The organism is Christensenellaceae bacterium (genome assembly GCA_031260975.1).
In the GTDB taxonomy this organism is placed as follows: Bacteria; Bacillota; Clostridia; order Christensenellales; family UBA1242; genus JAISKJ01.
On record JAISKJ010000003.1, the window covers coordinates 747,099 to 761,049 of the forward strand.

General features: G+C 40.1%; 14 protein-coding genes. 3 read left to right on the forward strand and 11 right to left on the reverse strand.

From position 1 onward, the window contains the following. Window positions 1-345: 345 nt before the first annotated feature. From LBN07_04165 to LBN07_04200, 8 genes are all read right to left on the reverse strand, one after another. Entirely contained in the window at window positions 346-1,695 is a 1,350-nt protein-coding gene (locus LBN07_04165) for a germination protein YpeB (protein MDR0850642.1), read from the reverse strand. A 10-nt stretch (window positions 1,696-1,705) separates the two neighbouring features. Further along, the gene (gene sleB / locus LBN07_04170) at window positions 1,706-2,362 is read right to left on the reverse strand and encodes a spore cortex-lytic enzyme (GenBank protein ID MDR0850643.1); all 657 of its coding nucleotides are present in this window, start codon (window positions 2,360-2,362) and stop codon (window positions 1,706-1,708) included. A gap of 384 nt (window positions 2,363-2,746) precedes the next feature. After that, entirely contained in the window at window positions 2,747-4,276 is a 1,530-nt protein-coding gene (locus tag LBN07_04175; GenBank protein MDR0850644.1) for a DUF3794 domain-containing protein, read from the reverse strand. Window positions 4,277-4,419: 143 nt separating this feature from the next. Continuing rightward, window positions 4,420-4,665 carry a Veg family protein gene (locus LBN07_04180; protein ID MDR0850645.1) on the reverse strand — a complete coding sequence of 82 codons (246 nt, stop codon included), beginning with the start codon at window positions 4,663-4,665 and terminating at the stop codon, window positions 4,420-4,422. 90 nt (window positions 4,666-4,755) lie between these two features. Continuing rightward, window positions 4,756-6,099, reverse strand: coding sequence for a DUF5050 domain-containing protein (locus tag LBN07_04185; protein MDR0850646.1), 1,344 nt, complete (start codon window positions 6,097-6,099; stop codon window positions 4,756-4,758). 369 nt (window positions 6,100-6,468) lie between these two features. Next, complete coding sequence (locus tag LBN07_04190; protein ID MDR0850647.1) at window positions 6,469-7,479, reverse strand: hypothetical protein; 1,011 nt, start codon at window positions 7,477-7,479, stop codon at window positions 6,469-6,471. A gap of 266 nt (window positions 7,480-7,745) precedes the next feature. After that, on the reverse strand, window positions 7,746-8,546 hold the full coding sequence (rsmA, locus tag LBN07_04195) for a 16S rRNA (adenine(1518)-N(6)/adenine(1519)-N(6))-dimethyltransferase RsmA (GenBank protein ID MDR0850648.1): 801 nt from the start codon (window positions 8,544-8,546) through the stop codon (window positions 7,746-7,748). Continuing rightward, window positions 8,543-9,322, reverse strand: a complete 780-nt coding sequence (locus LBN07_04200; GenBank protein ID MDR0850649.1) for a TatD family hydrolase — start codon at window positions 9,320-9,322, stop codon at window positions 8,543-8,545. Before LBN07_04200 ends, rsmA begins: the two co-directional genes overlap by 4 nt. 264 nt (window positions 9,323-9,586) lie before the next feature. Here LBN07_04200 and LBN07_04205 point away from each other — a divergent pair, with 264 nt between their 5' ends. From LBN07_04205 to LBN07_04215, 3 genes are all read left to right on the forward strand, one after another. Beyond that, on the forward strand, window positions 9,587-10,147 hold the full coding sequence (locus tag LBN07_04205; GenBank protein ID MDR0850650.1) for a spore maturation protein: 561 nt from the start codon (window positions 9,587-9,589) through the stop codon (window positions 10,145-10,147). Continuing rightward, window positions 10,144-10,650: a spore maturation protein gene (locus tag LBN07_04210; GenBank protein ID MDR0850651.1), complete on the forward strand. Its 507-nt coding sequence runs from the start codon at window positions 10,144-10,146 to the stop codon at window positions 10,648-10,650. Before LBN07_04205 ends, LBN07_04210 begins: the two co-directional genes overlap by 4 nt. Window positions 10,651-10,725: 75 nt before the next feature. Beyond that, on the forward strand, window positions 10,726-11,190 hold the full coding sequence (locus LBN07_04215) for a hypothetical protein (protein MDR0850652.1): 465 nt from the start codon (window positions 10,726-10,728) through the stop codon (window positions 11,188-11,190). A 177-nt stretch (window positions 11,191-11,367) separates the two neighbouring features. On the opposite strand, the gene LBN07_04220 is transcribed toward LBN07_04215, so the two are convergent. Genes LBN07_04220 through LBN07_04230 form a run of 3 tightly spaced genes read right to left on the reverse strand, consistent with a single transcriptional unit; the run spans window position 11,368 to window position 13,824 of the window. Further along, on the reverse strand, window positions 11,368-12,036 hold the full coding sequence (locus LBN07_04220) for a methyltransferase (GenBank protein MDR0850653.1): 669 nt from the start codon (window positions 12,034-12,036) through the stop codon (window positions 11,368-11,370). Beyond that, window positions 12,029-12,859, reverse strand: coding sequence for a stage 0 sporulation family protein (locus LBN07_04225; GenBank protein MDR0850654.1), 831 nt, complete (start codon window positions 12,857-12,859; stop codon window positions 12,029-12,031). Before LBN07_04225 ends, LBN07_04220 begins: the two co-directional genes overlap by 8 nt. Further along, complete coding sequence (locus LBN07_04230; protein ID MDR0850655.1) at window positions 12,856-13,824, reverse strand: hypothetical protein; 969 nt, start codon at window positions 13,822-13,824, stop codon at window positions 12,856-12,858. Before LBN07_04230 ends, LBN07_04225 begins: the two co-directional genes overlap by 4 nt. Window positions 13,825-13,951: the final 127 nt, after the last annotated feature.

The window sequence follows — 13,951 nt, forward strand, 5'->3', positions numbered from 1 at the left end:
AATGCATTTTCTTATATGCTGTTTCAAAAACAAAAGAAAATACTTATTTTAAATAATAACATATCACACGTCTTATGTAAAGTCCAAACTCGAAGAATATCGTATTTTTGTAAAATATTATGCAAAATGACATATTTCGCCGCCATTTGTTACTGCAAAAATGGCTTTGCTCGACTACCATTATTAGCCGTCATTGCAAGGGAAGCTTAAAAAGACGCGGCAATAAGACCTGTTGAATCACTTAACTATGGGATTGCTCTTAACCCATAGTTAGAGAAAAAAGGAGCTTTAAGCGCAAAAAAAGGGCCTATGCCCCTTTTTGCTTAATATGCTCATATGCCCATACTATAAAATAAGATTTCCCTGAGTGGTTTTAATTACCCTCATAATTCTTATCTGCTCGTTGGTGCCCGCATCAATATATACATAATATGTGTGTCCGTTTGCCTCAGCCTCAAATTCATAGGCCATTGTTTCGCCGCCAGACTCAAGCGGAATTACACACAGTCTGTCGTTCTTTATTTCAAGCTTGTCACTGACCTGGCTTTGGGCCTGCTCTTTGGTATTTTTGGGTTCGGGGAGCTTTCGGTTGGTGTGATTGTTAGCATAACTGCTGGCTTCATAACCCATAACATTGCCTGTTACCATGTCTACCTTAACCTTAATCAGGTCAGGATAAATTGTAATATCATCAATTACCGGTGCTAGATTGATATATGCTATGCCATCAGCCTCAGCCGACCACACACGCTGCATGTCCTTTATTCCAAGCTTTTCAACCATACCAAGCGCACGCTTCAAAGCTTCTTCGCTGTCAATTTTGGCAGCTCCGGTCTGAGCGTCCGCACTGACTGTAAGCAAGAATTTACCTTTCTTGGTTACTTGCACATAATAATCGTTTTGGTTGGTGTTTATCTTATAGTCATAGGTCTTAAAGTTTCCGTTGGTTTCACCTAAATATTCTATCTGCGAGTTTTTGCTGATGTCAAACACCTCTTTTACAAACTCTCTAGCATCCCCTTCAGATGTTTCGGTGTTGGGTATACCTCTAATTTCTTTTTTAAGCATACTTTCAGAAAAAGGACCGTCATAAATCATCGAAGGATATTCTATGCTGTCGCTGCTAATTCCGGCAAAGTTGAGCGAAAAACCGTCAACTTCGACCGAACCGTCAAGGTTATCCATTATTCTGTAACCGTTTGAAAGCTTGTAGGACACCTTGTTCAGCTCTCCCTGAACCTTGGTAATGCTGTCATAAATGTCATATATTACATCATACTGATCATCCGGTATGCCTCCCTGACGCTTTAAAAGCGATGTAAAATATCCGTTGAGCTGGTTTATAAACCCTTCGGTCTGATTTATCATATTGCTGCTAAACGGCAATCTGCTCAGGTTTGAGCTGGCATCAGCCGACTGCTGTTTTATTGTCAGCAGTGATTTGTGCTGACTGTCCTCATTTTTAGTGACCATAAGCTTGCTCACTTCGTTTTCAAGAGAGTTCACATTTTCAACTAGGTCATAAAATGACCGCTGATAAACCCCTTCAAGACTCATGCTCTGCTGAGTGAGCCCATTAGTAGTAAAATATAGCCCTATCCCCATGCCGATTACAGCAAGCCCCAATATACTGCTGACAATGGCAAGCGCAATTTTGGCACCCTTACCTGTCTTTTTTGTTTTTGTCTCTTCCATATTTCACCTCCTACTTTGCAAACACATGTTTGCCTATCCTAACTATAGTCTGTCTTGAATATATCCATTTGCTGGTGGCTGTCGCCGGGTTATAGTAATATATTGAGCCATATGATGGGTCCCAGCCGTTCATAGCGTCCCTTGCTGCGTTATAAGCAGTTTGATTAGGCTGAAAATTTATCTGTCCGTCGTTTACACAAGTAAATGCCCACGGCTGATAAATCACGCCCGAAATACTGTTTGGAAAGTTCGCATTTTTCACTCTGTTAAGAATTACCGCAGCTACAGCTACCTGACCCGTATAAGGCTCTCCGCGCGCTTCGGCGTATACACACTTAGCGAGAAGATTTAAATCCCCCGAATTCTGTGTCGGCGAACTTATTTTGAGCGCCGCTGCAGTTTTGCTGCCCACAATTCCGTCAACAACAAGACCATTGTCTTTTTGAAAGGCTTTTATTGCGGCAATTGACTTCGGACCTATAACCCCGTCTACGGCCGCTTTATAATACCCCAAATCTTTCAGCCTCTGCTGAATCTCCTTGTTTTGTGAGACCGTAGCCGTATAGACTATATTATCACTCTCTTTTGGCAAAATTAACGTAAAACTAAACCCAAGGCCCATCACCAACACCAGACTCACACATAAAATAGCAATGTATCTTTTCATTTTTCCCTCCTTAAAGTTAAGGTAGTAATGCGCAAAAAAAATATTGATTATTCATCTTCTTAAACAATTTGTCAGTTCCCGACCAAAACCCGCCAAACTACCAACTAAAAAAACAAAAACCTCCGTCTGAAAAACAGTTTTTCTGTAAATATTATCAATATGAAAAAATTCCTTATCCTTACTGTATTATTTATATTACTCGGCGTTGTAATCTATTTGGGATTTGGCAGCGGCGGAGATGCCGCCGGCAATATTTGTTTTACGTCAAAATCAAATTATTATTAAACAGTAAAGTAACCCAACACGATTTTTTCGGCAAAATTATAACACATCAAAAAACAGAAAAAACCCAAAGATTGGGTTTTTTTGTTTTAAGTTATTCACTTAAAAATCTGTTTTACGTTTATGATAGCACACTACCTTGTCGCCCACAGCAATCGGCAGTGTAAGCTCGGCATTCTGTTCAAGCAGTTCTTCGGTTGAAATGTTCAAATGCTTTGCAATATCCCAAATGGTCTGGTTTTCTCTTGCCACAAAAATTTCAAGTGCAAAGTTGCGCTCAGATTTGGCGTCTCCAAAGCTTATGTCGGTGGCAACAGCACTTAAAACTTGTCTGTCAAGGTTGTAGTTTACCTTTATATCAGCTATCACTTCAAGCTCGCGGCCCTTGCGGTTTTTGAGAGTTATCTCGCCCATCACAACCTGTGCCTGCACATTGTCACCTTCCTGAGCTTCAGGCACGCTAAGCAAAGCTGAAAAAGGCACATCAACCGTCATAGCATTTAAAACATTATTTCCGTCATCATCCTCGCTGAAGTATACAATATTAATACCCGCAATACCCTCCGTAACAACCTCGCCATTCTTAGTAAGTGCATTGGTAATATTTATCCCGCCGCCGGTTACTGACAATATCTTTTCTATCCTAGGCTTATCTTCGGGCACACTGAAGCTTGCCACAACACTCTCTTCGGCACTTTTGCCGGCAAACACCTGCGTCTGTTCAAACGAGGAAGTGGTCAAATTAACTTCTTTGTCAACCGAATAAGCATCCACAATACACTCTCTGCGGCTCTGGTCATATATATCCGCCGTCAAAGCATACGGCACCTCAAAATATAGCACTCCGCCGCCCTCACCGTCAACATTATTTACATTTGCACTGCCGCTTGCAACCGTTCGCGTCTGAATGATATGCTCACGGCAAAGTCCCACCGCTTCAATCTCTTCGCTGAAGTCTACATTTTTTATAAAGCTCTTTAAAACGCCGTCCTCACACTCATAAACCGCGCTTACAACAACACCTCCGGTCACACTTAAATAATCATTATTTGGCACAGTGTTTTTTAGGTATACCTGATGGTTGGCAAAAAGCAACGCTTTAAACTTGCTGTCCTTCGGCTCTTCAAAGGATATGTTACCTTTGTGGGTTACAGTTTGTTTATAGCTGTTTATTTCAATATCGCTTTCTTTAGTATATATGTCGTCATCCACAACAATACTCTTAACGCTGATATCGGCATCTATCATATAGACCTCACTGTTTAAAACAGCGCCAAAAATCAGCTCGCTGTGAGAGACGGCGGCCGTTATATCTACAGCCTGCGTCAAAAAGCTTGCCGTCTGTCCGGGTCTGAGCATAGCATTTTCTATGCTGCACCTGATATTACTCTGCCCCTTAACACTCCCAAAACTACCGTCGGCAAAACATACCAAAGCCATAAAACTCACGCTCATGTCAGCCTTTGCCTCGGCATTTAAAACCTCTGTCGAAACAACATGAGGCTGGGCATTAACCCCCAGCACTTTGGCTATCTCCTTCTCTTGTGTGTCGCTTGTGGCCGACACCTTAATCTGATTGCTACCCACTCTCTTTTTCGTACATACCTTAAAACCTTCACCCGTCTGTGACATTTCAGAACCCCCTTAAAATCAACTTAATACATGATATTAAGCTAGGCCCCAAATTATTACAACAAACTAAATAAGAAGGGAAACTTCCCCTCTTCTCAAAAAAGCATACAATGCAAACTAAGCAGACTTATCTATAAGCCTTATTAGACCTGCGGCTCATTTATCTTTACATCTCCGCAAAGCACATCACTGTATGAATAAGTCGCCATATCCCCCATCACCCGCCCCGCAAGCTTGACAGTAAACACCGAGGGATAGATATTATCTATCACCCCGCTATAGTTTTCTATCTTCTTGCGACCTCTGTTCACCTGCATGTCAACATCTTTACCCTTGAGCATAGTTATCTGCTGTTTTATTTCCATTAGGGTTACACCTGTTTTTCGCATAATTACCTCCGTCTGATTATATCCACAAAACAGCCTCTCTAACCCACAAAAAAACCATCTGTATTTATGCAGATGATTTTTTGTATGCTTTTATTCTTCAACTTTTACATCGGTCTCGTCGAGCACTCCTATAAATTTTGAAAACAGTTCACTCTCTTCATTCTGCGCGCCTATCTTTATCATATGCAAGTAACTAAACAACTGATTAGAGTTTTCTACAGTATTAAAATAGAAGATATATTCGCCGTCGCAGTCAAAGTAGTTTTTGGAGTTGATTTGAAGACTTATAGAATTTATAACAACTTCTTTTGCCCCGCTGCCGTCAAACCTGATGCGAAAAACTTGTTCGCTGCCGCTTTGCTTGAAATAAACAAACTCACCCACAACTGTCAAAATTTCAGAAACACTGTTTTCTATAATATAATATTGGCTGGTGCTCACAAACCTCACAAGCTTGCTCTCATAGTTAGTAACTATTCCTCTGTTTACACCATTCTGGTCACCCAGCACAAAATACGGTGTAATTTTATCGGTTCCGCTGCTGGCATACTGATGACTTGTAACAAAATTAGTAGTTGAATAGAGCTTGCTGCCGAATTCATAATATATTCTGCTGTTTTTAACATTATTAAGAGTAAGATTGTCGGTAACAGATCTTATTACATCGTCTTTAACCGAGCCGTCAAACTTGGAACGCATTATCTGATATCCATCAAATCCGTTATCTGCTATTGTGGCAGTCTTGGTGTAATAAACATATTGTTCAAAAGAGCTTGTATTTTTGTCGCTTTGGCTAAACGCCACCGACACCACATCCTGAGCCAGAATACGGTTATAAACCTTGTCATTTTTAAGACCCACTTCAACTGACCGTACTTCGGTGCCGTTTCTTATTATAATATATACAAACTCACCCACCTGCTGATAGACTACCTGAAAGTTGCTTGAAACATTATCAGCAAAGTATAATGTCTTGTGCTCTGTTCCGTCAAGCTTAACCCGTTCAAAGCTATATAACCCTCTTTGAGCTACACCGGTTTTGTCGTTTAAAGTTTTTGGAGTACTATAATATATATAATCTCCAAAAATGTATATCCCGCCGTTTTCATAACCCGCTATCTGCGGAACCACAAGCTCCGCTCCAACAGGCATGCCATCATCGTCAGTTTCAACCAGACCGTTTGCGTTGAGTTTAGTTCGATAAATCCCGGAAAGCTTTTCGTCTCCGAATTTATTTCCGTTTACATTCACAGTTTCATAGCTCTTAAATGCATTAACAAAATAGAGCCATTCGCCCTTTCGTACTGCAAGCGAGCCATTGCCGTAAATCGGGTCATTTGCCCCCGGACCGCCGCTAAGTGCTATTCCACAGCCGGCAAATGCCATAACCACAGTCAAACACATTGCCGCCAAAAATACTAATTTCTTTTTCATATAAAGCCCTTTTTAATAAAGATTATTGCACTAAATATAACAAAAAATAGCACAAAAGTCAAATGAAATATCCCTATTGTCATTATGATTTGCCGGCAGCCTGTTACTTGGCTTTTAACAGTGCGACAAAAGCAACAAGAATACTCAAAGATTTTGCCTTACGATTAAAATCCAAGTAAAAAGAAAACCGTAAATGCGGCTTTTCTTTTTATAAACTAAGTATAACGAGGTTAAACATGATTTTCTCTTCAATGTTTAAATAATTCGCATTTTCCCCACTTCTTACAGCTATGCATATATGCCTCTGAATAATTCCGTAGACCACAAAGTGGTTGAAGCCCTGATGAAGAGAATATATGCCCAGCTTGTTTATACCACCTCTTCCATACTGATATTTTCGCCGCTCAAAGCATCCTGATAAACCACCCAATAACCCCGCCCTATCGGATCATCAGTAACGGGCAGCCACTGAGCATATTCGCGAAGGTCAGCAGGCGGAGTACTCTTGCTGTCACTTGAGAGGCCATAAGCAATATACTTAACCTCTTCGTTTTGAAAAATCAAACCCAGCACATAAAAACTGTCATCTTGCTCATAATTTACACGTATCCATTTTGACCCCTCAATCAGGGCTTCAAGCTCTTCATCCTTAGAATGTTTTTCAAACATATCGTCAATTTGCCCCTTTATTTGATCCAAAAAGCCCGCAGCCTCTTTTTCTTCCCTTGCCTCATCCTTTTTGATTATGCCCTTTAAAGGTTCGTTTGAGCACACTGCTGTGTCAAAAGTTTCAAAGCACCATGCCGTTTTTGCGTTAAAGCTTTCGAGGTTTTCCTCATCCTCCGCGTCCTTTCCTTGAAAATCTTTTTCAGACTCTTCTGCGGTTTGTGCACTTTGTGGCTCTTCATAAAATGCCTTTTTATATTTACATTCGGCACAGCTGTCGCAGCTCTGGTCATCATAAATTTCTCTGTCAATAAGCTTTTCAAGTTCCTCTTTGCTCTCGGTTTCATAAAGCTCTTCATTATTGACATTTTCTAAAAATGCAGCCTCAACAAAGCCATAGTCGCTCTGGGTTGTAATCCCGCCCAAAATCACTTCGGGATACCTTGAGTGCGTAAGATCAACCAGCGCGCATGTGAGCTTTTCATCGAGATTTACATACTTATTTGTTTTAAAACTGCAGACACCCCCCTTAAACTCAAGTGGTATCTTTATAACATCGTCTCGGTCATAAATACCTACGGCAAGCTTGCCAATGTCACCAAAGTTAAACAGCTTCACTTCTCCGCTGAGCACCTCTCCCCCATTTAAATTAAGCACCGCTTTTCTGGTATCGCCCTTTGTCAGTGAATTTAAAATTATAGTGCGTTTAAACATCTTTTTTCCCCTTTTAAAAATTATTAAATACCCAATTGAAATTATAACACCGCTTGCAAAAAACAAAAACCCTTCATCATGCCGGTTTATAAAAAATACCAACCAATTTTGTCGTAATATGCATTAAGGCGGTATTTCAAATCTTAATAAGGCATAGCTGTCATGAATATAAAATCCTGCCTTATATATATATGACAAAAAAACAAAAAAGATACTACTCTCCCGCAAGGCGGTCAATAACAAAAATAAAAAACAGATGTTTAAAATCACATCTGTTTTTTTGTTTTCAGATACTCAAACAGCCTCACAAACTGACCGGTATTCAGCTCTTCGCCTCTGACGCTATCTTTAAGGCTCATGTGTGCATAAGCGCATTTGACGCTGTCTTTGTCAAAACCTCCGTTGTGAGTGAGGTTGTTTATCAGGGTTTTACGCCGCATAGCAAGAGAACGCTGCACAAAAGCCGAAAATGCTTTGAAATCAACATTATACTTATCACGCTTAATATCAATTTTGACCATGCACGAGTCAACCTTGGGAACAGGTTTAAAATTTGTTTTAGAAATTTCCTTGGTAACTTTGGCGTTGCCTATACAATCAACCAGCACTGACGGAATTCCATATTCCTTCTCTCCCGCTTTGGCCGACAGCCTGTATCCAACCTCTTTTTGCACCATAATATACATAGTTTTCAGCTTTTTTGACTCCAAGAACTTGAATATAATGGGAGTAGTTATATAATACGGAAGGTTTGCCACCAGATTATACTCATCAAAATCCTTTTCGATTACGTTTAGAGGCACGTCTAAAATATCCTGATATTTTATAGTGAGGTTTTTAAGCCTGAGACCATCTAAAACAGGCTTCAGTTCGGCGTCAATCTCATATGCCACCACCTTAGGCGCTCTTTCGCACAACTCCTGTGTCATAGTTCCGGCACCGGCGCCGATTTCCAAAATAGGCAGACTATCATCAAGTCCGCCCTTATCAAGTATGCTTGCTATCAGGTTTTTGTCAAATATAAAATTCTGCCCAAACTTCTTTTTAAATTTAAACCCTTCTATCATTTCGCTCCTTTCATCTTAAAAAACACCGCCAGAACATTTTTGCCTGTCTGCTCTATCACTTCGCACGCAGCTATGTTTTTAATCCTAGCTATTGCTTCAGCAACAAGCCTGACGTTTTTAGGCTCATTTCGGTGCCCCCTATAAGGTTCGGGGCTAAGATATGGGCTGTCAGTTTCAAGCAAAATTCTATCAAGCGGCAGTGCTGCAATTACGTCATCTCGCTTAAAATTCTTAAACGTAACCGTTCCGTTGATGCCAATAAAAAGCCCCAGTGCCATAATCCTTTTAGCAGTCTCTATATCGTCACTAAAACTATGTACCACACCTCCGTTAGTCAGCAAGTGCCTATTCTCTTCTAATATCTTCAAAAAATCTTCCTTGGCGTCCCTCAAATGGAAAATCACCGGAAGCTCCGCCTCGTGAGCTATCTTAAGCTGCTTTTTAAGTACTTCCTTTTGAATGTCCCGCGGGCTGAGGTCATAATAATAATCCAGCCCAATCTCGCCGATTGCAACAACCTTTGGGTTTTTTGAGTTTGTCTTAAAAAACTCTGCGTATTCATCTTTAAAGTCTTTTGCATTGTGCGGATGAAACCCGATGGCAGCAAAAATCTCGTTATATGCACTTGCTATTTCAATTGCTTTTTCAGAAGTTTTTATATCCTCACTGTTGCAAATAATAAACCTCAGCCCATTTTCCTTCAGGCTACCGGCAACCGTATTATAATCCTCATCAAATTTTGGGTCATTCAAATGGCAATGACTGTCTATCAACATGCTTGTATTCTAACACAAATTTACTTTTTTTCAAACAACTTTAAATATCTCCGCATCTTTTTATCCACAGATTTTACCGGCGCAGTTATTAAAAATGTGAGAGCATAAAAATTTTACACCGCCTTTTTCTTTCAAAAGAATTGTTGCATATATGTTTGGGCCAATGAAGCGTATGAGCAGCAGGGTATTACAGCTGCCTTAAGTTTATAGACTTAAATGCAACACCCTCACATAACTTGTCCACACACTTGCATATATTTTAATATGAACAAAATCTGGTTTTTCCTTATGCTGGTCAGCTTCGTATGGCTGCTGTTTACAGGACCCGATAAATTGCTTCCGGCACTTCTTAGTGGCAGCGGCACGGCTGTGCAGCTGTGTCTTACGCTTATTTCGGTCTATGCCGTGTGGATGGGCTTGCTTCAGATTATGGAGGATAGCGGAATGACGACAAAGCTATCAAAGGTACTCTCCCCTATTTCTTTCAAGCTTTTTGGAAAGCTCGACTCCAAAACACAGGAATTTGTATGTATGAACATATCCGCAAATATGCTTGGTATGGGCGGCGCTGCAACACCTTTGGGAATAAAAGCCATGAAAGGTATGGATGACGGCAACGGGGTTGCCACAAAAGCTATGATAATGTTTTTTGTTCTAAATGCCACTTCTCTGCAGATTTTACCTACAACTGTAATGGGACTGCGGGCAGCCGCCGGTAGCGTGTCCCCCAGCGACATAATTCTGCCAAGCATAATAGCCACCGTAACTTCAACCGTTATCGGTGTTCTTTTAGTGATTATTTTTGCTAAAGGGAGGAAAAAATGAGCATTTATATCCTTCCCGTTCTGTTTATATTTATATTTATTTACGCCCGCATAAAAAAAGTAAATACCTATCAAAGCTTTATAAATGGCACCAAGGGTGCTATTCCGCTGGTAATAGATATCTTTCCCTATCTTGTGGCCATTATAATGATGGTGCAGATTATGCGTGTGAGCGGCCTGAGCGGACTTTTGTCAACCGGACTTGCTCCTATATTCGGTTTTATGGGTATACCCAAAGAGCTTGTGGAATTGGTACTTCTTAAACCCTTCAGCGGCAGCGGAGCTCTGGCACTTTTGAGCGATATCTACACTCAATACGGCACAGATAGTTTTGTAGGCAGGGCTGCCAGCGTAATAATCAGCAGTAGCGATACAGTCTTCTATATCTCCACGCTTTATTTTTCGGGCACTAGTATAAAAAAACTATCCTATGCTATCCCCGTGGCACTTCTTGCTTCCCTTGCAGCCGTAGTTGTAAGCTGTCTGATTTGCAGGGTGATGTGAGCCCGATAAAACTTCGGGCTTGACAAAATGCAAGCAAGTGATATAATTAGTCAAGAAACTAAATGGAGAAAACAAATGGAAGAAAAAATAAGAGAATTACAAAAAAAATTACAACCATTATTTTTGTCAGCATTTAAAAATGCACAAAAAAATGTTGACCAAAATGGTTATACGTGGCTGCCAAATGATGGTAATATATGGGTATCCCATCTTAATAACAGAACTAATACGGAAAACCTGAAAGTCGATGGTTATTTATACAAAGACATTGGGGAAAACCATCATGATTTTATTCAAATTGTTGACAATTGGGGAAGATGTTATTACTATTATAGCGACCAAAATGACTCTTTCATATTAGCTTTATTAAACGATGGCAGCAAAACATCTTGTGGCAATACTTTTGAAATATTTAAAAGTGATGAAGAAAAAAATATTCAGATGACAGAAGACGATGCTTTGCGTTTTATAATGAAAAGCACCGCACCCGAACTATTGCCGCAATTTGAAGGAATACTGATAGCACCGGAATTTAACTAAAAAACAAGAGGTAACTTCATGCCGACTATGTCGAGTTCTAAAGTGACATTTTAAAAAGCAGGGTTTATATTCCCTACTTTTTTCTTTATTCTTAAGGTTATGTATACATATCACTGAACCCTTCTGCAGACCACATAATGGTCGAAGCCTTGGTAAAAAGAGCATGTATGCCTTTTGTTACATTTCATCAATAACAATGGGGGCTCGCACCCTTACCCCAAATTTAGCGCCTTTGACGGCTTCAATCATAATAAGATGCGCTTCTTTATCTTTTTTGGGCTGCACAATCTGCAGCACCTTGGGATTAAGATTATATTTCATAAGCGTCACAAAAATTTCGTCTATCCTATCGGCTCTATGAATTAAATAAAACTTTCCGCCAAACTTCAAAAGCTTAGCGGTGCTTATCATTAGTTCTTCCAGACTCATTTTAACTTCATGACGCGCAGCGGCCACTTCGGCGCTTAAGTTTTGCTGATTATTTTTGTTATACGGAGGATTACAAATCACCGCAGCAAATTCTTTTTTAAAATAATTCGGTGCTTCTTGCAGACTTATATTTACAAAATCCACTTTTCCCACAAGGCCGTTAATCTCACTCGTTCGGTTTGCCATATCACAAAGTCGCTCTTCTATCTCAACGCCTACAATCTTCTTAGGGCCATTTTTAGCGTATGCTAAAACACTTATAACCCCGCTTCCCGAACACAACTCAATGGCTTCGTCGCTATACCCGAGCTTTACGAAGTTTGCAAGCAGCACACTGTCAGTGGTGAAAGCATAACCGAGCTTATCCTGAATTATTTTATACCCCTTACACCCCAAATCATAGATATGCTCACTCATGGTTGCCGCCCTTTTTAAATTTTATATCCGCAAGTGCATAGTCTTTATAACTATAAACTCCGTCACTGCTCTCAACACGAGCGGTGATTTTTTCTCTGAAGAGATCCAAAAAGCTTACTGTGCCTTTGCCGTCTGGAGTAATAACTTCGCTGTTAACCTTGGGCATTTTTGAGAGCATTTGCTGATAATAATCGTTTTCATAATCAAGACAGCACATAAGCCTTCCGCACATTCCACTTATTTTGGTGGGATTAAGCGACAGGTTTTGATTTTTTGCCATCTTAATAGATACCTTATCAAAGCTGTTTAAAAACTTTGAACAGCAGCACTCCAACCCACATATACCAATAGCCCCAACCGTGCGTGCCTGATCTCTTATGCCAATCTGGCGCAGCTCAATTCTGGTCTTTAACCTTATAGCAAGATCCTTTACCAAGTCCCTGAAGTCCACCCTGTTGTCTGACACAAAACTAATAACAACTTTGCTGCCGTCAAAAGCAAACTCAGCATCAACAAGCTTCATATCCAGCTTGTGCTTTATTATCAGTTCTCTGGCGGCCTTAAGTGCGTCCTCGGCCTTTTCAAGATTACTCTGATACTTCATTTCGTCTTCCGTTGTAGCCTTTCTCAAAACATTTTTAAGTGGTGACTTAATTTCCTTGTCAGTCAGCTTTATTATGTTTGTGGCAACAATTGCATACTCGTCACCATTGCTGGTGCCGACAACAACGCCATCACCTATTTTAAGGTCCAGCCTGTTAGGGTTAAAATTATATACCTTGCCGGCGTTTTTAAATCTTACGCCTATCACATCAAAATTCATGTATGTTCTACCTCCAAAATATACAGCAATAAATTATCTATCACGCCGGTTGGGCTGCAATTTAGCGACAACTGCCGCTTAATCAGATATAGTCTTCGAATTATCAGGTCAGCCATAGGTGCAGTTATCATTTTTGCTATTTCTTCTATGCGCGCATCGCGGCTTTGCATCAGCTCTTTTTTGTTAAGCCTAAGAAGTATTACTTCCCGTAAAACCGTCTCAAAGATTTCTATAATATTTTCTATCTGCTCTTTTTTTTCATTGAGCTTACTCGAGAGTAACAGCATTGTACCGCTGCTTTTTAGGCTACTTAAAGTATCCAGAACCAGATTATAGTTTTGCATGTAGCCTACGCTTATAAAATCAATAGCCCGCTGCAAGTTGCCTCCGCAAAACTTTGATATGGTGTCAATATCCTTAGCATTAGGGACAGTCTTATTCAGATACTTTTTTATATCCCCTTCTGAAAGTTGATTTAATCTTATTCTTTTACATCTCGAATGAATTGTAGGCAGCACCGTTCGCTCATTTGACACGCATAAAATAAATGTTACGCTGGGCAGCGGAGTTTCTAAAAGCTTAAGAAGCTTGTTTTGAACAGCAGTGCCTGCAGTGTCAAACTTATCAAGAATATATACCTTGTTTGCGCCCTCTAACGGAACCAAATTACTGTTATGGCTGAGCCACTCAACCGTAGACACCGAATATTTGTCTTCCTTAGGCAAAATACACAAATCAGGATGAGAGCCTAAATTATTCTTCTGACAGCTGACACACTTATCACATGGTGCACTGCTACCCTCACACATAACAAGCTTTGCAAACAGCTTTGCAAACTCACTCAAAAGCAGACTGTCATGACTCATCAGCATATATGCATGAGTAAGCTTTTGATTCTTTTTGAGCCCTTTCAGTTCGGCATATTGAGGCATATGACCTATAATATCAAAAATCTCTTCTTTCACAAATATATTGTAACATAAATTACAGTCTTTTACAAATGAAACGACATGTAAACAAATATTAAAAAATCCTATAAGTTCACCAAAAATTTATAAAAGCCGGAAGTCTTTGTCATACTATTATTGGGGT